Origin of the sequence: Paenibacillus agri (assembly GCF_013359945.1) — a bacterium.
GTDB classification, from domain to species: Bacteria; Bacillota; Bacilli; order Paenibacillales; family Paenibacillaceae; genus Paenibacillus_AQ; species Paenibacillus_AQ agri.
In genome coordinates this window covers 104,810-126,664 of the sequence record NZ_JABWCS010000210.1, presented here as the reverse complement: position 1 = coordinate 126,664, position 21,855 = coordinate 104,810, and the positions used below count along the sequence as shown (strand labels likewise).

The following is a 21,855-nucleotide window of genomic DNA, read 5'->3' as shown; positions in this document are numbered from 1 at the left end:
AAAATATGAATTATTAAGGGAGAATAACCTATGAATATTCAAGAACGAATGGCAAGCTGCCAACTATTTACTGACCATGATCATAATTATCCCGAGGAAGCTGAAGCTCTGGCCCGTGCACGTCAGCGTGGCAAAGCACTCTGTTATGAAATCAACCGCTTGCATCCGGATGATTTGGAAGGACGCAAGTCTTTAATGAAACAGCTCTTTGGGAGTATGGGCGATAATGTGTGGATGGAGCCTCCAATTCGTATGTCGTATGGTTCAAACACTACTGTAGGTAATAATGTGTATATCAACTTTAACTTAACCGTTGTAGACGATTATAAAGTGACCATTGGGAATGATGTGATGTTTGGTCCAAATGTAACGATCGCTGTGACCAGTCATCCCGTACATCCTGAAAAGCGCAAAGAGGGAGCCATGTTTGCTCTGCCCGTAGTCATCGAGGATGGGGCTTGGATTGGTAGTGGCGCGATTATTGTTCCAGGAGTCACAATCGGTGCGGGCAGCGTGATCGGAGCAGGGAGTGTCGTAACTAAGGATATTCCTGCCAATGTAATAGCCGTCGGTAATCCCTGCAAGGTACTCCGTGAGATCACGGAAAACGACAGAGAATATTATTACAAAGATATGCGTTTCGATCAGGTAGAGTGGTAGCTCATCATTCTTGAAATCAGTATTCATAAAAGGAGTTCGACAAATGAACATTAAAGATAAACTTCACAATGGTAGTTTATACTTGCCTGGCGATGAACAACTCGGTAAAGAGCAGACGATTTGCCTAGAACGACTTTATGATTTTAATATGACCCGGCCATTAGAATTTGAAAAAAGAGTAGCTCTGCTTCAAGATATGTTTGCAGAAATAGGTGAAGGTTGCTATATTGAGCCGCCATTCCACTCCAATTGGGGGGGCAAGCATGTTCATTTTGGCAGTAATATTTATGCGAATTTTAATTTGACTTTAGTAGACGACACCCATATACATGTTGGTGATTACACCATGTTTGGTCCAAATGTCACTGTTGCAACAGCAGGGCACCCAATCCTGCCTGAGCTTCGAGAGCAAGTATATCAATTCAATGCTCCTGTTTACATTGGGAGAAATTGCTGGATAGGAGCTGGTGCCATTATACTTCCCGGTATTTCTATTGGGGAGAATAGTGTAATTGGCGCAGGAAGTGTTGTTACAAAGGATATTCCTGCAAATGTCGTTGCCGTGGGTAATCCATGTATCGTTCTTCGTGAAATTAATGAACGCGATAAAATGTATTATTTTAAGGATCGCAGAATAATCAATGCATTATTTCAGGGATCACAGGATTAATGAAGAGTAGTTATAACCAAAACGCCCGAATTGTCCGTAACTTCTTATTTCTGTTATTTGCTCTACCAGGGGTAATCTTTGCTTCGTGGGTGTCCCGAACTCCGGATGTTCGCGATTTACTGCAAGTGTCAACTGCTGGTATGGGTATCCTTATATTTGCACTAGCAACAGGTTCGCTTGCTGCTTTACTTTTGGCCGGTTCGATTATAGCTCGTAAAGGTGCACGATTTGTCATATTCATTAGTTCTTTTATGATTGTCACAGGTTTTCTAACGATTGGAATCGGTACGGCTACGACAACAGTAGCTGTTGTTACAGGCGGACTGCTGTTATTTGGTTTCGGTTTTGGGGCTGCGGAGGTGGCATTAAATGTTGAAGGCGCTGCAGTTGAAAAGGAAATGAATCGGACACTCTTGCCGGCCTTTCATGGCTTTTTTAGTGTCGGAACACTCGTTGGAGCCATACTGGGAGTAGGAGCGCTCGCCATCCATCTTCCGATTCTGCTTCACTTTTCAATCCTTGCCTTGCTAATGGCAGTTATCGTTATTTATGCCGTTCGTTACTTACCAGAAGGAACCGGGAGAGAACAGAAGGAAACTGCAGATCAAAAAAGATTTAATCTAAAGCAGCAGTTTGCGGTATGGAAAGAAAAGCGGACGTTGTTCATTGGTATTATGGTTTTAGGAATGGCCTTTGCAGAGGGTTCTGCTAATGACTGGTTGCCACTCATCATGGTAGATGGTTATAGCGTCAGTGCATTGGAAGGCTCCTTTATCTATGGCTTGTTTGTTACAGCAATGACAATAGGACGCTTTGCAGGGGGATCGTTATTAGATCGTTATGGAAGAGTTCGTGTTCTGTCGGCGTGTGCAATTTCAGCCATTTTGGGATTGGTTTTTGTAATCTGGGGACAGCATTATTTGGTTGCGTCGGCTGGTGTACTCTTATGGGGATTCGGCGTTTCACTTGGCTTTCCAGTAGGTTTGTCTGCTGCAGGAGATGAACCCCGAGGTGCTGCTGCAAGAGTGAGCGCTGTGGCTACAATGGGTTATCTTGCATCTTTGGTAGGTCCACCAGTACTAGGTTTTCTCGGAGAGCATTTTGGGTTATTACGTGCAATGATTGTAGTTCTAATTGGGATTGTTGTCTCAGGATTTCTGACCCGCTCTGCAAAGCCGTTACGAAATTCGGAAAATTCACTTTACGATATGAAGGGATAGGAAATATATGAAAACAGAAAAACAAAAGATGCTGGATGGAGAACTATATGAAGCTTGGGATGCTGAGCTGGTACGTGAGCGGGCCTATGCCAGAAGGATGACACGGATATACAATCAGACAACTGAAGCGGATGAAGAGCTGAGAGTTCAGATGCTTAAAGAACTGCTTGGATCGACTGGGAAAAACATCGGTATGGAGCCGAATATCCGGTTTGACTATGGCTATAACATTCATGTAGGTGAAAACTTCTTTTCAAACTTTGATTGTACGATTCTCGATGTTTGCGAAGTGCGCATAGGAGACAACTGTATGTTTGGCCCGGGCGTTCATGTGTATACAGCCACGCATCCTGTGGATCCTTACGAACGGATCAAGGGACCTGAATACGCCAAACCTGTGACGATCGGCAATAATGTATGGGTTGGGGGAAGTGCGGTTATTAATCCAGGCGTGAAAATTGGTCATAATGTTGTTGTTGCTTCAGGAGCAGTAGTAACTAAGGACGTTCCAGATAATGTGGTCGTTGGTGGTAATCCTGCTAGAGTCATTAAAACGATCGAAATTGGATAAATAAATGATATCGTTGTCCACCCATTCATTGAATATCTTCACACTATAAAAAGTAAAGATTGACTCAGCACTCAACCTTGTTGTACCTCATGTGGGTCAACAAGGTTTTTTTGCTGCTTTTTAATGTCTGTTGGTAAGATTTCATGAAATAATAATAATTCTCATATAAAAGCTTATATTCTATTGTATATGGTTATTTATCCATGTTGGCCAACTAATGTGAAGTAAACTACTCTAAACCTGATACCATTGACCATCAATCCGTCTGTTTCGTTTCCAGGAGGTGGTAGTGTGTCTATCAGCCCAGCGACTAAATATGACAAAGTAACAGGACATGCAATTATCAACTGGTAGGAGGAATCAAAATTAAGAAGAAGATTGTTGTAATACTCTCCGCAGTGATGGTTGTTCTAGTCATTTTGAATCTCTATCAGCTGAGATTGATGACTACTTATAACAGAACAATCTCTAATGTAGATAACAATTTGATTGCTGAACTTAATGGCTTAGCGCAAAGAATCAAAGAAGATACTGTTCCTGATAGTTTGGTAATCAGCCAGGCCAGCAAGGTTGCTGCGCTTTCAGATTTTTCGAGCTTTAAATTTTACTATGGCCATACGCTTGAGACAAAGCTTTTAGAATTGCACAATAATAATCACCCCCTGCATAAGGTAACAGAAATTAAAAATACTATTGCATTGTTATCAAAAGATTTCACAAACGACAAATTAATATCGCAGTTAGATTCTTTGCTGAATGGCAATGAATAGCATGAACCGGAGCCTACCTACAATGTGGCTCCGGTTTTTTTTACCTCAAAACCATCACTATACTGCTCACCCCCTTTATTGGTGTATACTCCCTTGCCACGCGGGTCACAATAAGGGCAACCTAATTTTTGCTAAATGAGAGGTGGCTTCCATGCAACTGGTATCGGACTCCGGGAAATTGCTGGACGCTGATCTGCACAACAATATTCAGTCAATACGGGAAGCATTGGGACACAGTCCGGATTTAATTGTACGGGAGATGGTGCTGGCGGATCAGTGGGGAGTGGCCTTGCTATTTATAAACGGTCTGGCTGACCGCACTATGATCCAGACATCTGTATTGAAATCACTAACGAACCTGGGGGCATTAAAACCGGAGCAGGAATCATCCTTCAGGGATGCCCCGCTGATCTATTTGAAGGAAAAGGCTCTTACGGTGGGAGACATCGGCTATGTCAACGGGATAGACTCACTGTTCACACATCTCCTGTCGGGAGATGCAATTCTTCTACTTGACGGATATAGGGAGGGGCTCCGAATCGGGGTGACCGGGCGCGAAGACCGGACCGTGGGCGAACCCACCTCCCAGCCGAGCATTCGTGGTCCGATGGATGCTTTTACTGAAAATATCCAGACCAATATCTCACTCATCCGCCGGAGGATCAAGGACCCGCAGCTGTGGCTCGAAATCCATCCCATTGGCACGATAACGAAGACCAGTGTCGCTATTATGTACCAGAAAAATATTGTAAGCGGGCAGATCCTTCAGGAGGTACGCACCCGACTGGATGCTATTGATATCGATAGCATTCTGGAGAGCGGCTATATCGAAGAGTTCATTCAGGACAAGACGGCGACTCCATTCCCTACTGTGTACAACAGTGAACGTCCAGATACGATCGTGGCGGGAATTCTGGAGGGGAAAGTGGCGATTATCATAGATGGTACGCCGTTTGTCCTGCTCGTTCCGGCGCTCTTTGTACATTTCTTGCAGACGCCGGAAGACTACTACCAGCGCTCAGACATTAGCACCCTGATTCGGATGATCCGCTTTATGTCCTTTTTGATTGTTCTACTTGCCCCGTCATTCTACATCGCTATTACAACCTTTCATCAGGAGATGCTGCCCACGAATTTGCTGCTAAATCTGGCCGCGCAGCGGGAAGGCGTCCCTTTTCCGGCTTTTATTGAGGCGTTGATGATGGAGATTGTCTATGAAATTTTACGGGAAGCCGGCATACGGATGCCAAGAACGGTAGGTCAGGCCGTATCCATTGTAGGTACACTCGTCATCGGGCAGTCTGCGGTTGAAGCGGGCATTATCTCCGCGGCAATGGTTATCATTGTGTCCATTACGGCGATATCAAGTTACGTTATACCGGCGAACACAATGTCCATTTCGGTGCGAATGATCCGGTTTGTATTGATGGGGCTTGCCGCTTCATTTGGTCTGTTCGGCATTCTGGTGGGGGTTATTATCCTGGTGCTGCACCTGAATACGCTCCGTTCCTTCGGCGTTCCTTATCTGAGTCCGCTCGCTCCGTTTAATCTGGACGCTCAGAAAGACTCGCTGTTCCGGTTGCCTTGGCCAGCTATGCGCAACAGGCCGAAGATGTACAATCGCAAGAACCCGGTGCGACAATCACGCAAATAAATAGCTATCGTTGAGGTGCATCCATGAAGCGTATTACAGGGGGGATTTTAGCGGCAGTAATGATCCTTGTGCTGTTGACAGGGTGCTGGAGCCGCCGGGAATTGAATGAACTAGGCATTGTGTCAGGCATCGCAATCGATAAATCTGATGATCAGTATCATTTGAGCGTACAGGTGGTTATACCGGATCAGGTGAATGGCCGGATGGGCAAGCAAGATACTCCGGTGGCGGTATATAAGACGGTGGCACCGACCCTCTTTGAAGCGTTCCGCAAGCTGACAGAGACGAGCCCCCGAAAGATCTATACCGCCCACATCCGGACACTGGTTCTAAGTGAAGAGGTGGCTCGGGACGGCATTGCCAAAGTGATAGATATTCTAGTGCGGAATCCGGAGACAAGACCGGATTATTATGTATTGATCGCTAGGGATGTCTCTGCGGAAAATATCCTGAAAGTCCTGACACCGCTGGAGAAAATCCCTGCGGAGGCTTTATTCTACTCCCTGGATACTTCAAACAAGGTCTGGGCACCGGTAGCTGCGGTGACCGTTGACACGTTAATTGACCAACTAATGACTACAGGAATGAGCCCTGTGCTGCCGGGGATTTCCCTCCTGGAGAATGACAGTAGGGATACTAAATCTGAGGATATGAGACATATCGATCATCCGGTAAAACTGGGGTATTCCGGCATGGCAGTCTTCCGCAATGACAAGCTGATTGGATGGATGACCAAGGACGAAGGTAAAGGCTATAACTATATCCGGAACACGGTTAGCAGCACGGCAGGGCATTTGAAATGTCCGGATGGCAAGTATATCAGTCTGGAAATTATCCGTTCCCACACTGAAATGAAAAGCCGTCTGGAAGCGGGGAAACCAGTCATTGAGATCAGCGCCAAAGTGGAAAGCAACATCGGGGAATTGGAGTGCAGTCTGAACATCAATGATCCAATGGTGCTCGAACAGCTGCAGGCTGCTGGGGAACAGGATCTTGAAAATTTGATGAGGCAATCGGTAGAAGCGGTCCAGCGCCGTTATAAAGTCGATGTTTTCGGATTTGGACAGGTAATATATAATGCTTACCCCAAGCTGTGGAAGAAGCTGGAGCCCCAATGGAATGATGAATTCCCCCATCTGAAGGTGGTGTACAAGGTCGATGCTCATATTCGTAATACAGGTATGATCACTAATTCGATTGAGCGTCGGATGAAGGAGAAATAGACATGACTCTTACGACCATTGTCGTCGGTTTTTGTTCCCTTGCCATCGCTGCCTTCGAACTCCCTCCCTTGATTAAGAAAGGCTGGGCGCGTGAAGCATTAATTTTCATAGTCATGCTGGTTGCCGGGGCAATTGTCAGTATTGTGGCTTTAAAAGAAATTCAGACACCTAGTCCAATGCGGGTCCCCGAACTAATCTACAAACCTTTGTATCAATGGATGCAGCATATTCTACAGGTAAAGGATGATTGAGGCATGGAAAACGGGAGAATCAGCTCCAGACAACTTGCTGTGCTGGTCATCTACTTTATTATTGGGGATATGCTGTTGATCCTGCCTTCGCTTACGATATCGGCAGCTAAGCAAGATGGATGGATTTCCGGAGGGATGGGCCTGTTAATCGGATGGCCGATTGCCTGGTTTCTGTACCGGTTCAGCCGCCTGTTTCCCAAGCTGACGATTATTCAATATAACCGGCGCCTCTTGGGAAGATGGGTCGGAGGGCTAATTTCTTTATTTTATCTGTACTATTATTTGGTCACCACAGCCATGCTGCTCCGGGAAGCCGGCGATTTTCTCACTACGCAGATATTTACGGAGACGCCGATTAACGCGATTCACTTCATGATGATCGTTACGTTGGTGTGGGGGACCAAGAGTGGACTGGAAGCTATTGCCCGGTCGGGAGAGACTTTTTTTCCACTGTATATCTTTCTGTTTCTGGCACTATTCGTTCTGTTGCTGCCCCAAGCCGAATTGTCCAGACTCCAGCCTGTAATGGGTGAGGGACTTCGGGCGATTACACATGGTTCATTATACAGCAGCACCTTCACGTTCTGTGAGCTGAATACTGTGCTGATGTTTCTGCCTTATGTAGTTACCAGCAAGACTACGGAAAGGGATTATTTAATCGGTGTTTTCCTTGGAGGAATGGCTATCTGCTCTATTATTCTGCTTACCCTGCTTGTGATTGGACCGAATCTGGCCTCCAGCTATCTCTACGCTACTTATGCTGCCGCACAAAAAATCAACGTGGGGAACTTTCTGCAGCGGGTGGAAGCTATACTGGCTATCAATTGGATTTTATCGACATTTTTTAAGACCATCCTGGATTTCTATGCTTTTCTGCTCGGGACCGCACAACTCTTCAAGCTGCGTGATTATCGTCCATTGTCTATTCCTGGCGGCATGCTGTTGTTTGGGTTGGCGTTCGCGATTACGACCAATACTGTTTATTTCGATTATATTGTCGATTATTATATCTTCTGGGATTTCACCTGTGCGTTTGTCCTTCCGCTGATGCTATATATGGTGTACAAGTTCAGGAGCCAGACGATGTTAAGCAAGTAGTGAGGAAGAATCGTGGGCCGTGCGCATGTTTTCGCGCAGGGCTCTTAGCTGTATCTTCAGCTCCGGGACGGGGAGAGGCAGAAGTGGCGCTGATATCCGCCAGAGGAAGGCCTAAGCCGTAGCGCAGTGCGGAGAGGACGAGCCGGTCGCGCCGGCTGTCCAGGCTCGCCCGCCAGGCGTGCGGCGGGCGTACGTGAGTATTGCGACAGGCAGGTCCGGTAGACCTGGATGGAGCCGCCGGGCAGGGAAGAACCGGGCGTAAGCCGGGAGGACCTGCCCACGCTGTGAAGGTGTGGACCGCAGCCTTCAGCGAGCTGCGGGTCCTTCAGCAGCAGGATACACAGAGTGTAGACGCTGTCTGCGTACTGCTCCACCAGCCCGCGGAAGGCGGGCTGGGCGGAGCGGGCTGATTTTGCGGGCAAAGGGGCGGACATTGTGCGCACCTTCCTTACGGAGTGGAAGAATGTTGACATTACAGAATGGAATAATAGGCGACGGAGTGCTCCGTTAGCCAGGCCGTATCCAGGCTGACCCACGCTGGCGGTAGTGAGGAGGCCCCACGAAGTTGTTCCGCGGACAGATGGAGCAGCTTAAGCTTTCGGTTCCCCTGCCAGACCGTTCCGGCAAGAACAGGCGGGTACAGGGCTGCCTGCAAATCCTGCAAGGCGGTCTGCACCATTGCAAACTGGCTCGGTTGCCAGCTCTCGCTTGCAACCTGCGTAACCCCGACAGCTTCACTCAGGCTGCATTGCCGGATACACCGCAGAAAGGTACCCCATCTCACCAGGTGGACCCCTTTGCCCAGGATACTGCACAACCCCCAGCCGCAGCCTCTCTGACAGGACAGCTTCAAGATGATGTACAGTGGTTTTTCACAATCGGCTTTGGAGCCGTGGATAGCCCCGGAAGCAGGGATAGCAAAGATCTCTATTCGTGTCAGCTTATGATGTAGTTCTATATCCAATTTGAATCCTCCCCGAATTCCATGATCTGCAGAAGGGGTGTTGAGTGTCGGTAGCAATATAGCTATGACCGCTGTTATCAACACCAAAATACGCCAAAGCACACCCGCCTCAAGCTCTGCGGATCCAAAACTTCTGGATGTGTACCAAAATAATAATTGTTCGCCTAATTCCAATTCACCCCAAGGAGGCTTCTGATACAGCCTCGAGGTTTCCCCGTTTCCCGTGGGTCCGGGAATTCAGCGTTCTTCCATTAGCTAATGATGTAATCGTAATCCGAATCATACGCCGCACCGCTTTCTTTTGTAAAAAGAGAAAATCTTTCATAGTAACGTCTATCCGCGGAATTTCAGCAACCAAGGGAGAGAAAGGGGACTAAAAGCATGTTTATTGCCCGTTATGAGGCCTCTATCTTCCTCAAGCATCGCTTTTCATATTTACACGGAAAACGGGCGAAAACCTTGAAATCCCATCCTTTGGAGAAAAAGAATTCTGATCTGCCTAAAATTTTCGATAATCGTGACAAAAACGTGAAAATAGGAGAAATAGAGAGATTGAACATCAAGAAAGCGCTACCTGATATGAAAAGGGTTTTCTTTATGCATTATTTTGGCATCCTTGACGTTTTACAAGAATTCCTGCGCGAGAGTATGATTACATCTGTTTCAACCACAACCGAATAGTTGATCCGCTTAATTTCCGTCAAGGAAAGCGGGGGAACCAACAATCGGCAGCCGATGTGAGAGTCGGAGCCGGTTATGGGGTGAATCCTGTATGGATGCGTCAAATGTGCATCTGTACGGGTAGGGCGACTCTCACCGCCCGAATCCGACAGCTAACCTCGTAAGCGTATGTAGAGAGGATGAGTGCAATGTGACCGTTAGCGAGCCACAGAGGTAATCCTTTGTGGTTTTTTGCTGTGCTTTTATAAGCAAAACGCTTGTAAGGCAGCGTCTGGTGACGTGACACAGCCACAGATGGCTGTGCCCGAAAATGACGATAGGTCATGATCCTTTCGGAGATTTTCGTTGCCTCCTTGTTGTTGTACTAGAGCAGGAGGAGATAAGAGATATGGCGGATCAGATAGAATATGTGCTGGTATGCGCACCGACAAAAGCCGGACAGCATTTTATCAAGATTTTAAAATTTAGAGGCATCCAGGTAGCAGGGTTAACGAACAATCAAGAGGAGAAGACCCGTTTAGAGGAACTGGGAGTTGAGAACACTGTTTTAGTAGATACCCGCCATCAGAAAACGTGGTTTCGTCCATCCTTTCCTGTAGGCAAGGTGTATCTGTTCGAGAGCAGCTTTACGCTGTGCTGCCGTTACATCCAGATGTGCCGGGCCTGGACCACACAGCCCATCTTTGTCATCACATCCTCCTTGAATCCCAGATTGGTCTATAAAAGACTGGGTGCAAGTTATGTCATCTATTCCCATAGCGGGGATGCCGTTTTTTTGGCGGATAAATCATCCCGTGATCAGGGATAAACAAAGGGGCTGGAAATGATGTTGGACCTGTATATGATTGCTGCGCTGGCCGTTACGTACGGCTTATTCTATGGATTTGTGCATTGGTGTTCGGGTGTAGTCCGGGATGCAGGGGGGAATGAGCGGTGATTGTGATTATAGCGGTGACTTTGCTGCTGTTCGTTTATCTGGTATATGCGCTGATTAACCCGGAGAAATTTTAGCTACATCTAACGCTAGGAATGGGAACAGAAAAAGAAGACTTGCTAAGGAGGGACATTCATGGGCACTCTGCAAATGGTTGTAGTTATCTTAATCCTGCTGCTTCTGGTGAAGCCAGTCGGCACCTATGTGTATCATGTATTCTCTGGCGAGCCTAACCGTACAGACAAATGGTTTGGGCGTACAGAGAATGGTATCTACCGCCTAATTGGGCTGAAGCAGCGCGAAGGGATGTCCTGGAAGAAATACGCGCTGAGCTTCATTTTAACGAATATTGTGCTGGTAGCCTTTAGTTATATTATTCTGCGAGTGCAGCGTGGCTTGCCGCTTAATCCAAACGGGACTTCTGATATGGAGCAGACACTCACGTTCAACACGGTAATCAGCTTTATGACGAATACGAATCTTCAGCATTACAGCGGAGAGACTGGTTTGTCCTATTTCTCGCAAATGGCTGTGATTACGATGATGATGTTTACCTCTGCCGCCAGCGGCTTCTCCGTGGCGATAGCGTTTGTCAGAGGAATCACCGGACGGGAATCGGTGGGGAACTTTTTTGAAGACTTTGTAAAAGCGCATGTGCGGATCTTTCTGCCTCTGGCATTATTAGTAACGCTGATTCTAGTGGGCCTGCATGTGCCGCAGACGTTGAAGCCTACGCTTGAAGTCACAACACTTGAGGGCCAGGCGCAACACATTGCGATAGGGCCTGTGGCTTCCCTGGAATCGATCAAGCATCTCGGAACAAACGGTGGGGGGTTCTTCGGGGCCAACTCGGCGCATCCGTTCGAGAATCCAAGCCCGCTTACGAATGTGCTGGAGATTCTTTCGATGTGGATGCTGCCCGCAGCGCTTCCGTACACGTACGGCATGTTTGCCAAAAACAAACGCCAGGGCTGGGTGATTTTCACCGCGATGATGACGCTCTTCGTGCTGCTGCTGGGGCTAAACTATTATGCGGAAACCCGTGGGAATCCGGCGATCAACGCCTTGGGCATCGAATCCTCACAGGGCAGCATGGAAGGCAAAGAAGTTCGCTTCGGGATTCCACAGTCGTCCCTGTTCACAACGGTAACAACCGCGGCGACCACAGGCAGTGTGAACAATATGCATGACACGCTGACACCGCTGGGTGAGATTACGCCGCTGGCGCTTATGATGCTGAACAATGTGTTTGGCGGTAAGGGTGTAGGGCTGATTAATATGCTGATGTATGCGATTATGGGTGTTTTCCTGTGCGGACTCATGGTCGGCAGAACCCCGGAATTCCTTGGAAGGAAGATCGAAGCCAGGGAGATGAAGCTGATCGCTATCGCGATCCTGATTCACCCGCTCATTATCCTGGTACCGACCGCGGGAGCCTTCCTGACAGAGCTCGGTAAAGGCTCGATAACCAATCCGGGCTTTCACGGGATGACCCAAGTGTTATATGAATATGTCTCCTCGGCCGCCAATAACGGCTCCGGCTTTGAGGGACTGGCGGATAATACCTCCTTCTGGAATATAACGACCGGGATCGTCATGCTGCTGGGCCGATACGTCTCAGTGATCGCTATGCTGGCGGTTGCCGGGTCCTTGCTCCGCAAGAACACCGTGCCGGAGACTACCGGAACCTTCCGTACAGACAACGGCTTATTCACCGGTATTCTGATCGGTACTGTTCTGATCATCGGTGCGCTGACCTTTTTGCCAGTCATTGTGCTGGGGCCGGTTGCCGAGTACTTGACCTTGCGGTAAGCAGTGGCTGTTCATGGCAAGCTTTGCTTAAGCAAAGCTTAGAAAGAGAGGGCGAACAAGATGAGTACTGCGAAAAGAAAAAAGCTGCTGACCGGACCGATACTCCTCAGTGCTGTGAAAGATAGTTTTGTGAAGCTGAACCCCGTGACTCTGCTGAAAAATCCGGTAATGTTCGTAGTCGAGATTGGTACCATCATCGTTCTACTTATGGTGCTGGCACCCGGATACTTTCATGCCGAGCAGTCGATGGGTTTTAACATTACGGTATTCTGCATTTTGCTCTTTACCGTTCTGTTCGCTAATTTCGCCGAAGCGCTTGCCGAGGGTCGCGGAAAGGCCCAGGCCGATTCGCTGAAGAAGACCAAACAGGATATTACAGCTAATAAGCTGGTCGGAACGGCAATAAAGACCGTTTCTTCCTCTGAGCTGCGTAAAGGTGATATCGTGGTCGTCAGCCAAGGGGAACTAATCCCGGGTGACGGTGAGGTGATTGAGGGATTGGCTTCAGTGGATGAATCGGCCATTACTGGCGAGTCGGCACCGGTTATCAAGGAAGCAGGCGGCGATTTTGGCTCCGTTACCGGGGGCACCCGGGTCGTCAGTGATGAGATCAAGGTAAGGATTACGAGTGATCCCGGCGAATCATTCCTGGACCGTATGATCTCCCTTGTAGAAGGGGCCAAACGGCAGAAAACGCCGAACGAGATTGCGCTGAACACTCTCTTAATCAGTCTGACGATTATCTTTCTGATCGTTGTTGTTACCTTAAGGCCGATTGCCGGATACTTGGGCATTGCGCTCGATATTCCGGTCATGATTGCCCTGCTGGTCTGTCTGATCCCGACAACCATCGGCGGGCTGCTCTCGGCGATCGGTATTGCGGGTATGGACCGGGTCACCCAGTTCAACGTGCTGGCTATGTCAGGGAAAGCAGTTGAGGCTGCCGGGGATATCAATACGATGATTCTGGATAAAACCGGAACCATTACCTTCGGGAACCGGATGGCAAGTGAATTTGTGCCTGTGGGTCAAGAGACGGAAGTCGATCTAACGGCGTGGGCTGCGATCAGTTCCCTGAAGGATGAGACACCTGAGGGGCGGTCCGTGATTGAACTCGCCAAGAAGCTGGAACGCAGCTATGACAGCAGCCTCGGGGACGGCGGTGAATTTGTGGAATTCAAGGCAGAGACCCGGATGAGTGGTATCGACCTTCGTGACGGACGCAGTGTGCGCAAGGGAGCCGTTGATTCCGTGAAAAAATGGGTATTGTCGAAGGGTGGGCAGATTCCGGGTGATCTGGACAGCCGCTCCGATGACATAGCCCGGCTGGGGGGTACTCCCCTTGCGGTTGCCGTAGACAACCGCATCTATGGACTCATCTACCTGAAGGACACCGTTAAGCCTGGCATGAAGGAACGGTTCGAAGAGCTACGGCAGATGGGGATTAAGACAATTATGTGTACTGGCGATAATCCGCTGACCGCTGCCACCATTGCCCGTGAAGCCGGGGTGGATGATTTTATTGCTGAGAGCACACCGGAGGACAAAATTGAGGTGATTCGCCGCGAACAGGCGCAAGGTAAATTGGTGGCCATGACCGGTGACGGTACGAATGATGCACCTGCACTGGCCCAGGCAGACGTCGGGCTGGCGATGAACAGCGGTACCACAGCAGCCAAGGAAGCGGCAAATATGGTTGATCTGGACTCTGATCCTTCCAAAATCATTGAGGTAGTCGCGATTGGGAAGCAATTGCTGATGACACGCGGGGCGTTGACGACGTTCAGTATCGCGAACGATATCGCCAAGTACTTTGCCATTATTCCGGCTATGTTCACCCTGGCGATCCCGGAGATGGAGGTCCTTAATGTTATGGGACTTGGCTCGCCAAGCTCGGCCATTATCTCTGCACTGATTTTCAATGCGATCATCATTCCGCTGTTGATTCCTCTTGCTATGCGGGGGGTGTCGTACAAACCAATGAGTTCTTCCCGACTACTCGGCCGCAACCTGTTTATCTACGGCTTCGGTGGCGTGGTTGTACCGTTCGTAGGTATTAAGCTGATTGATATGGTTGTAAGTATATGGATCTAACGGCTGATTAAATCAGGAAAAGGGTGAGATGTCATGAAAAACTCTAATTTCTTTATCATAGTGCGGCTTGCTCTGGTATTCATTGTGCTATGCGGGGGAGTGTATCCGCTGGCTACAACAGCTATTGCCCAGGTGCTCATGCCTTCCCAAGCTAACGGTAGTCTGATTAAAAATGAAGCTGGAGCTGTTGTTGGCTCGGAGCTGATCGGTCAGAACTTTACAGACCCGCGTCTGTTCCACAGCCGGGTGTCGAGCATCGAGTATAAAGCCGAGGCCTCCGGCTCGAACAACTACGGGCCTTCCAACCCCGATATGCTAAAGCGTACGAAGGATTTCATCGCACAGTGGCAAAAAGACAACCCCGATGTCGCTTTGAACAAGCTGCCAGTAGATTTAGTGACCAACTCGGGATCAGGGCTTGATCCCCACATCTCCCCGGCTGCGGCGGCTGTGCAGATTCCGCGAATTAGCCAGCTGACAGGAATTCCGGCTGCGGAGCTGGAGCGGCTCGTAGCCGCGCATACACAAGGACGTGATTTGGGATTGTTCGGCGAAGAACGTGTGAACGTGCTCGAGCTGAATTTGGATGTGCAAAAAGTGATGAAGCCATAGAGTGAAGTCAGAAGTCAGCATCCCGCCCGAGGTCGGTCTGTAATTGGGCTGGGGTGCTTGTGCTATGCAAGGGAGAGGATCTGCATGGGAACATTCCGGAGAAAAACACCAGAGGAGCTGCTGTTGTCCTTATATGAGCTGCATCGCGGCCGTCTGAAGATTTATATCGGCCCGGCAAGCGGGTCGGGCAAGACGTATCAGATGCTGCGCGAGGGGCAGATGCTCAGAGCGCAGGGCATTGATGTGGTGACCTGTGCGGTCTCCACCCATCAAAGTCCGGAGACGCTGGATCAGCTCCGCGATCTGGAGCGGATCCCGAGCATCCACTGGCACAAGAAGGGGATAGAGAAGAAAGATCTGGACATGGAAGCCATCTTGCAGCGTAACCCGGAGGTTGTGCTCACGGACGGCGCGGCACACCGGAATCGGGAGGGAGCCGAGCGGGCAGGGCGGCTGGAGGATATCCAGTTCCTGCTGAGCCATGGCATCAGTGTCATCACTACAGTGAATGTCTATGAAGTGGAGGGAGCCGCAGAGCTGGCCCGGCAATGGACGGGGATGAAGGTGGAACATTTTGTTCCGGTGAATGTACTTACTCTGGCCGATGAACTGGTGCTTGTGGATGTGACCCCAGAGAAGATTCTCCAGCGCTTGTCCGAGGGCCATCTGGGCGGAGAAGCCAGCACTCACCTGTTCAATAAAGGCAGTCTGGGTAAGCTGCGGGAGCTGGCCCTCCGCCTTGTCGCTGAGGATGTGAATCACTCCTTGGAGAAGCATAGGGAGGAGCAGGGGCTTCAGGGCGGAGCAGGCATCGCTGAGAAAGTATTGGTCTCCGCACAGTATTACTGGAATGGCTCGATTCATATCCGCCGGGGGCAGCAGATTGCCAAGCGTTTGAATGCAGAACTGGAAGTGGTGTCATTCTGGAAGGAGGGGCTTGCTATGCCCTCCAATGCAGCTACCTTTAAGCGCTCGTTATGGAAGCTGACCGATAAAATTGGCGCTTCCATTAAGGAGATTCCCTTCCGTTCGAGGAGAGAGATTCCTCTTCTGTTAGTGCAGCACGCGACGAAGAACAAGGTTACACGAATCGTCATGGGCCACTCCAAACAAACAGCATGGCAGGACTTCTGGAAAGGATCGATCGCGAGCACGCTGTTGAAGCAGATCCGCAATGTGGATGTGTTCTTTGTGGCAGATCGTGCGGAAGTGGAGGGGGAGCGGGTGCTTCCTACCCGGCAAAGCCGCAGTGGTGAACAGGAGGCGCAAGCTTACCATCGACTGAGCAATCAGGAAGTGATGGAGAAAATCGAGGATTTTCGGCGCGGCACCTTCAAGGTGTACATTGGCGCGGCGCCCGGTGTAGGGAAGACCTACAAAATGCTGCGCGAAGGTAATGACCTCCTGAAGAGGGGAATCGATGTTGTCATCGGGCTGCTGGAAACGCATGGCCGCAAGGAAACGCTGGCACAAGTAGCTGATCTGGACACTGTCCCCCGTCTGCAGATGGATTACCGGGGAACGGTACTTGAGGAAATGGATACGGAGGCGATCATCCGGCGTAACCCTGAAGTGGTGTTGGTGGATGAGCTGGCGCATACCAATGTACCGGGCAGCAAGCATAGAAAACGTTATATGGATGTTCTGGAATTGCTGAATGCAGGGATTTCGGTTATTTCGACCGTAAATGTACAGCATCTGGAGAGCCTGAATGATTCTATTGAGCAAATCACGGGTGTCCGGGTAAGGGAGACAGTGCCCGATAGCATTCTTCAACAGGCCAGTGAAGTAGAGCTGATTGATGTGACGCCCGGAGCGCTGCAAGAGCGGATGAAAGAGGGCAAGATTTATGACATGGCCAAGGTGGATCAGGCGCTGGGGAATTTCTTTAAAATCGGCAACCTGATCGCCCTTCGAGAGCTGGCCCTGCGGGAAATTGCCGACGATGTTGATGAACGTCTGGAGGCTTGGGAGCGTGACGGATCGCTGCGGGGGCCTTGGCGGCGCAAGGAAGCTATTTATGTCTGCATTACCCTGGGGCATCAGGCCGAGCGGCTCATCCGCCGCGGCTTCCGAATTGCGTATAGGCTTAAGGCTTGCTGGTACGTTACGTATGTCCAGGAATTCAAGCAGGGGAGTGACGCGCAGGAGGAGCGCATCCGTAAACTCAAGGAACTGACCGAAAGTCTCGGGGGTATTTTCAAAATAATCCCTGCTACGGCTCCGGGCCGCGTGGCCGCTCTGCTGCTAGAAAGGTCGCAGGCTCTTCAAAGCACGCAGATCATTATCGGGCAATCCAGACGTTCATGGCTTCGCAAATGGATGCGGGGCGATGTGACCAAGCAAATCCTCCGTTCCGCCCGGCATGTCGATGTGCTGGTTGCGGCCGATTACAGGCCCGAAACTTCGCCTCCGGTAAAATAAAAAGGGGATCTCTGCAGCCTGATGGCTTGAGAGATCCCCTTTTGTATAAAGTACATAATGCTTAATGTATTAAATTATTTAGCAGCTGATTCAATCAGCGATTTAAGTTCTTCGTGGTTGAACCCTTTGACCGCGTGGGTACCGGATACGGTCACTGGAATGCCCATGAAGCCCAGTTTCTCAACTTCTTCTTGATAAGTAGCGCTGGTCATGATGTCTCTTACTTCAAAGGGAACGCCTTGTTCAGTAAGGAATTGCTTGACCAGGTTGCAGTCGCTGCAGCCCGATGTGGAATAGACAATCACTTGCTCGCTCATTGGTTTACAGCCTCTTTGATAGCGTCTTTAGTGATCTTCCAATGGGAGGTATTCCAGCGGACCTCGCTGTCTTCAAGAAGGAAGAGCTGTGGCGATTCATGTTTAATGCCGAAATCTTCAGCAATTTGATTGGAGACCGGGCGATCTTCAATGACATGAACGATGGCTGCTGTAGTGTCCGAGTCCTTAAGGAAGGCTTGGAATTCTTCATGCGCTTTGGCGCTGATCGGGCAGGTTGTGCTGTGCTTGAAGAGCAGCTTCTTGCCTGGCTGCCCAACATATTGTTGTAGATCATCCAGTGTATGCAGTTGTTGAATAGACAAATGGATCACCTTCCTGTACGTTTTTTTATTTAAATTTAAGGCATTATCAGGGCGATTGGCAACCTGTAATCATGATTGTAACATAGTTAAAAATTAAAGCAAAAAAATTATTATCCGTGTTTATAATGGCCGCTCCGGCGGATGGTCCGGCAGGTATTGAAAAATCTATTTTCGCATGCTAAGGTGAGGGGGTTAATGAAATAATTACCATTCGACGGGAGTGACCAAAGCAATGAATAAGGTTGCTTGTATTACCGGTGCGGACCGGGGACTTGGACTGTTTCTTACCCGCTGGCTGCTGGAGAATCAGTATCAGGTATTTGCCGGTCAATACTTGGAAGATTCTGATTTTCTGAAAGCGCTTAAGGATCAATACCCGAATCAATTGGATCTGGTTCCGCTTGATATTGGGGACAGTGACAGCGTCAAGAGAGCTGCAAGAATGATTGCCAGCAGAACAAGGCATGTCGATATCATCATTAATAATGCAGGGATTATTCAATCCTCCGATTATGCTTCGATACTGGTGGATATGGACATTGAAGCGATGCAGCGTATCTATAATGTCAATACACTTGGATCGCTAAGAGTCAGTAACGCACTGATGGGACTGCTGCTTCAGAGCGAGCAGAAGTTAATTGTCAACATCTCGTCGGAGGCTGGCAGTGTTGGTCGCAACAAGCGCACTAACATGTATGGTTACTGTATGTCCAAGTCGGCGCTCAATATGCAGTCCTCCCTGCTGCACAATCATCTGAAGGAGCTGGGCGGACAGGTGATGATCTTCCATCCAGGCTGGCTCCAGACCTACATGGGTGGGAAGATCGATGAGAATGCGACTACAACGCCAGAAGAATCGGCCTACAAAATTATGGCGCTGGTACAGAATCATAAGCAGTATTTGAGCGAAGAGCCTGCGTATCTGGATCTGGATGGCGAACCTTGGCCTTGGTAGGCTGTAGTGAAGAGGTAAATATTCTAACTTAAGGATGTGTACAAATGACTACAATAAAAGCGCTAGCTTTGGGCAGCTACTCCAATGTAAAGTATCACCCGTTCAAGGATGTAGATCGTGAATTTGAAGATATCTTCAGAGGTGAGGTGGAGGTGCATTGCACCGAGGACCTAGATTCTCTGAATCCCGAGACCCTGGCTGGCTATGAACTTATCATTTCTTATACCGAATTTTCAGATCAGCCGCTTTCTCCACAGCAAACCGCGGCTCTGATTTCTTTTGTCGCCGGAGGAGGCGGACTCCTTGTCGTACATAACGGAATCTCCATGCAGCGTACGCAGGAGCTTGGCACGGTGCTGGGCGGATATTTCACCCACCATCCAGAATATACGACGCTCCAAATCGAATTCCCGCAGCCGGATCATCCGATTGTGCAGGGCATCGAGGCATTCGCTATTGACGATGAGCCGTATTATTTTGAAATGCAGCCGCATTTCAAGACAACGGTGCTGGCGCAGTATCTCCATGAAGGAGCTACGAGAGAAGCGGCTTGGTGTCATGGATTCGGCCAAGGGCGTGTCGTCTATCTCATGCCTGGACATCATCTGCCATCCTTCTCGGTAGAGCCGTTCCGCCAATTGATCCTGCGGAGCGGATTATGGGCTGCGGCCCGGCTATAGTTATCATACGGTTATAAGATAGTATGACCCTGGAAAGAGTCCAGCTGTGGAATCCCCGCAGACTGGACTCTTTTTGTATGTGTGCATGAATAATCCTGCTTTGGTGAAAATATGGCTACAGCTCTTAAGCAGGAGGCGGTAATGATGTGGAGCGTGATCACGGGGTGGTTCCCCGGCTGGAGCGTCATGTTCCAGGGACTTATTCTTCTGATTGTCCCCATAGTTATCACACTGACAGTGGATTGGATCAGAACATTTGAGGGGAAAGTCAGCAAACGGGGCCAGAAAGCTAAAGCCGCCTTAAACAAGGATGGTGGAGCAACTTCTTTAAAAGGCACAAAAGGTGCAGAAGGTACGAAGTCGAACAAAACTACATTCATTGCAGGAAAAGATGACAGTGGTGGATCTGGAAATAATGATGAACAAGAGAATCCAGACCAATCCTATACAGGCAATGTTGACAAGGACCTTCGGTTATTCAAGGAGATCAGCAGCGATATGGCGGATGTAAATATCAGAGAGCTACGTATCGGAGCTCTACAGATCAAGGCTGTGCTGCTGTTCGTGGATGGCTTGACGGACAAGGACAGCATGGACCGCAACATCCTGAGGCCATTGATGAATGCGGTTCTACCCTTTGAAGGGATGACCGAGGCACCAGAAGCGGAGGAACTGAAACGGATTATTGTTGAGCGAATCATTCATGTCTCGGAGATTGAGTACACTATTGATCCGGTAAAATCACTGAAAAAGGTACTGTTTGGTTCTGCTGTGCTGATGGTGGACGGCATGAAGGAATTGTTCGTGCTGGGCACGCCCAAAGGCAGAACAAGAGGCGGGGAAGAGCCGGTATCTGAAGCGCTACTGCGAGGTTCGCGTATTGGCTTTAATGAGACGCTCAGTGATAATACGGCCATGCTGAGAAGGCATGGGCAGAACACGGAACTGGCAATGATTTCTTTTACCGTAGGCAAAAGAGTGGAGAAGGAGCTTGTTCTCACCTATATCCGGGATATAGCCAATGAGGCACTGGTGGAGGAGATCAAACGCAGGCTGCTCACGATAGATATTGATGATGTACAAGAGTCCGGTTTTGTAGAGCAACTGATCGAGGATGACTTTCTTAGTCCCTTTCAACAGATTCAGAATACCGAACGACCTGACCGTGTAATGGCTGCCATGCTGGAGGGAAGAGCTGCGATCTTGCTGGATGGGACCCCCTTTGCCTTGATTATGCCGGTGACGTTCGGGATGCTGCTGCAATCGCCCGAAGATTATTTTGACCGCTGGATGGCAGGGTCTCTGCTACGGACATTGCGGTTCTTCGCGGCATTAGTCTCTTTGTTTGCCCCGGCTTTGTATATATCCTTTCTTTCTTTTCATCCCGGTCTAATTCCGACCAAGCTGGTGATATCTATCATCAGTTCCCGTCAGGGCGTCCCCTTTCCCTCGTTAATTGAGGCGCTGATTATGGAGGTATCCATTGAAATACTAAGGGAGGCGGGTCTGCGGCTGCCCAAGCCGATTGGCCCGGCAATGGGGATCGTCGGCGGTCTGATCATCGGTCAGGCTGCGGTAGAGGCGGGAATTGTCAGCCCTATTCTCGTAATCGTCGTTGCAGTTACAGCCATCTCTTCCTTCGCCATGCCGATGTACAGTGCGGGTATCACTCTGCGGCTGCTGCGCTTCGTGGCGATGTTCTTCGCAGCGGTGTTCGGGATGTACGGTGTTATCATGTTCTTTCTGCTACTGAGCAGTCATTTAATCAGGCTGAAGAGCTTTGGGGTACCTTATTTGGGGTTGATGGTGCCCTCTCATCTAAGGGACTGGAAGGATTTTATTATCAGGCTGCCGCTGCATCTGCTTAAGCGCCGCCCTGCGCTATTGAAGCCGAAAGACCCGATCCGGAAAGGCTAAGCAAACTTAATCAAAGCAACGGAGG

23 protein-coding genes and 1 riboswitch are annotated in these 21,855 nt (G+C 49.3%); of the genes, 20 read left to right on the top strand and 3 right to left on the bottom strand.

Features of this window, described 5'->3' with window-relative positions; genetic code table 11:
- The first annotated feature begins 30 nt into the window (after positions 1-30).
- The 10 genes from HPT30_RS15325 to HPT30_RS15280 all read left to right on the top strand — a co-directional run bounded on the left by HPT30_RS15325 (position 31) and on the right by HPT30_RS15280 (position 8,527).
- Complete coding sequence (locus HPT30_RS15325; RefSeq protein ID WP_175372219.1) at positions 31-660, top strand: sugar O-acetyltransferase; 630 nt, start codon at positions 31-33, stop codon at positions 658-660.
- 43 nt (positions 661-703) lie between these two features.
- Entirely contained in the window at positions 704-1,330 is a 627-nt protein-coding gene (locus HPT30_RS15320; RefSeq protein WP_175372218.1) for a sugar O-acetyltransferase, read from the top strand.
- On the top strand, positions 1,330-2,550 hold the full coding sequence (locus HPT30_RS15315) for an MFS transporter (protein WP_175372217.1): 1,221 nt from the start codon (positions 1,330-1,332) through the stop codon (positions 2,548-2,550). Before HPT30_RS15320 ends, HPT30_RS15315 begins: the two co-directional genes overlap by 1 nt.
- Before the next feature lie 7 nt (positions 2,551-2,557).
- A complete protein-coding gene (locus HPT30_RS15310) occupies positions 2,558-3,121 on the top strand; it encodes a sugar O-acetyltransferase (protein ID WP_175372216.1) in 564 nt (187 codons plus the stop codon).
- A gap of 443 nt (positions 3,122-3,564) precedes the next feature.
- Positions 3,565-3,891: a hypothetical protein gene (locus HPT30_RS15305; RefSeq protein WP_175372215.1), complete on the top strand. Its 327-nt coding sequence runs from the start codon at positions 3,565-3,567 to the stop codon at positions 3,889-3,891.
- A 151-nt stretch (positions 3,892-4,042) separates the two neighbouring features.
- Entirely contained in the window at positions 4,043-5,545 is a 1,503-nt protein-coding gene (locus HPT30_RS15300; RefSeq protein ID WP_175372214.1) for a spore germination protein, read from the top strand.
- A 23-nt stretch (positions 5,546-5,568) separates the two neighbouring features.
- On the top strand, positions 5,569-6,768 hold the full coding sequence (locus HPT30_RS15295; protein WP_175372213.1) for a Ger(x)C family spore germination protein: 1,200 nt from the start codon (positions 5,569-5,571) through the stop codon (positions 6,766-6,768).
- Between the two features lie 2 nt (positions 6,769-6,770).
- Positions 6,771-7,019, top strand: a complete 249-nt coding sequence (locus HPT30_RS15290; RefSeq protein ID WP_175372212.1) for a hypothetical protein — start codon at positions 6,771-6,773, stop codon at positions 7,017-7,019.
- A 3-nt stretch (positions 7,020-7,022) separates the two neighbouring features.
- Complete coding sequence (locus HPT30_RS15285; protein ID WP_175372211.1) at positions 7,023-8,117, top strand: GerAB/ArcD/ProY family transporter; 1,095 nt, start codon at positions 7,023-7,025, stop codon at positions 8,115-8,117.
- Between the two features lie 200 nt (positions 8,118-8,317).
- The gene (locus tag HPT30_RS15280) at positions 8,318-8,527 is read left to right on the top strand and encodes a hypothetical protein (RefSeq protein ID WP_175372210.1); all 210 of its coding nucleotides are present in this window, start codon (positions 8,318-8,320) and stop codon (positions 8,525-8,527) included.
- Positions 8,528-8,589: 62 nt separating this feature from the next.
- On the opposite strand, the gene HPT30_RS15275 is transcribed toward HPT30_RS15280, so the two are convergent.
- A complete protein-coding gene (locus HPT30_RS15275) occupies positions 8,590-9,081 on the bottom strand; it encodes a hypothetical protein (RefSeq protein ID WP_175372209.1) in 492 nt (163 codons plus the stop codon).
- Between the two features lie 381 nt (positions 9,082-9,462).
- Here HPT30_RS15275 and HPT30_RS15270 point away from each other — a divergent pair, with 381 nt between their 5' ends.
- From HPT30_RS15270 to HPT30_RS15240, 7 genes are all read left to right on the top strand, one after another.
- Complete coding sequence (locus HPT30_RS15270) at positions 9,463-9,762, top strand: hypothetical protein (protein ID WP_175372208.1); 300 nt, start codon at positions 9,463-9,465, stop codon at positions 9,760-9,762.
- Positions 9,759-9,945: riboswitch (cyclic di-AMP (ydaO/yuaA leader) on the top strand. It overlaps the preceding gene by 4 nt.
- 205 nt (positions 9,946-10,150) lie before the next feature.
- On the top strand, positions 10,151-10,570 hold the full coding sequence (locus HPT30_RS15265; protein WP_175372207.1) for a hypothetical protein: 420 nt from the start codon (positions 10,151-10,153) through the stop codon (positions 10,568-10,570).
- 125 nt (positions 10,571-10,695) lie between these two features.
- Positions 10,696-10,773, top strand: coding sequence for a K(+)-transporting ATPase subunit F (gene kdpF / locus HPT30_RS30980; RefSeq protein WP_376767040.1), 78 nt, complete (start codon positions 10,696-10,698; stop codon positions 10,771-10,773).
- 58 nt (positions 10,774-10,831) lie between these two features.
- Positions 10,832-12,508: a potassium-transporting ATPase subunit KdpA gene (gene kdpA, locus HPT30_RS15255; protein ID WP_175372206.1), complete on the top strand. Its 1,677-nt coding sequence runs from the start codon at positions 10,832-10,834 to the stop codon at positions 12,506-12,508.
- Between the two features lie 60 nt (positions 12,509-12,568).
- Positions 12,569-14,602 carry a potassium-transporting ATPase subunit KdpB gene (gene kdpB / locus HPT30_RS15250; RefSeq protein WP_175372205.1) on the top strand — a complete coding sequence of 678 codons (2,034 nt, stop codon included), beginning with the start codon at positions 12,569-12,571 and terminating at the stop codon, positions 14,600-14,602.
- A gap of 33 nt (positions 14,603-14,635) precedes the next feature.
- The gene (gene kdpC, locus HPT30_RS15245) at positions 14,636-15,214 is read left to right on the top strand and encodes a potassium-transporting ATPase subunit KdpC (RefSeq protein ID WP_175372204.1); all 579 of its coding nucleotides are present in this window, start codon (positions 14,636-14,638) and stop codon (positions 15,212-15,214) included.
- Positions 15,215-15,298: 84 nt separating this feature from the next.
- Positions 15,299-17,638, top strand: coding sequence for a histidine kinase (locus HPT30_RS15240; RefSeq protein ID WP_175372203.1), 2,340 nt, complete (start codon positions 15,299-15,301; stop codon positions 17,636-17,638).
- A gap of 74 nt (positions 17,639-17,712) precedes the next feature.
- On the opposite strand, the gene HPT30_RS15235 is transcribed toward HPT30_RS15240, so the two are convergent.
- Complete coding sequence (locus HPT30_RS15235; protein WP_175372202.1) at positions 17,713-17,955, bottom strand: glutaredoxin family protein; 243 nt, start codon at positions 17,953-17,955, stop codon at positions 17,713-17,715.
- Positions 17,952-18,278, bottom strand: a complete 327-nt coding sequence (gene ytxJ, locus HPT30_RS15230; protein WP_175372201.1) for a bacillithiol system redox-active protein YtxJ — start codon at positions 18,276-18,278, stop codon at positions 17,952-17,954. Before ytxJ ends, HPT30_RS15235 begins: the two co-directional genes overlap by 4 nt.
- A 232-nt stretch (positions 18,279-18,510) precedes the next feature.
- Between ytxJ and HPT30_RS15225 the strand changes: the two genes are divergently transcribed.
- From HPT30_RS15225 to HPT30_RS15215, 3 genes are all read left to right on the top strand, one after another.
- The gene (locus HPT30_RS15225) at positions 18,511-19,233 is read left to right on the top strand and encodes an SDR family NAD(P)-dependent oxidoreductase (RefSeq protein ID WP_175372200.1); all 723 of its coding nucleotides are present in this window, start codon (positions 18,511-18,513) and stop codon (positions 19,231-19,233) included.
- 44 nt (positions 19,234-19,277) lie between these two features.
- A complete protein-coding gene (locus HPT30_RS15220; RefSeq protein ID WP_217622394.1) occupies positions 19,278-19,913 on the top strand; it encodes a ThuA domain-containing protein in 636 nt (211 codons plus the stop codon).
- Between the two features lie 144 nt (positions 19,914-20,057).
- Complete coding sequence (locus HPT30_RS15215) at positions 20,058-21,830, top strand: spore germination protein (protein WP_175372266.1); 1,773 nt, start codon at positions 20,058-20,060, stop codon at positions 21,828-21,830.
- Positions 21,831-21,855 lie beyond the last annotated feature (25 nt).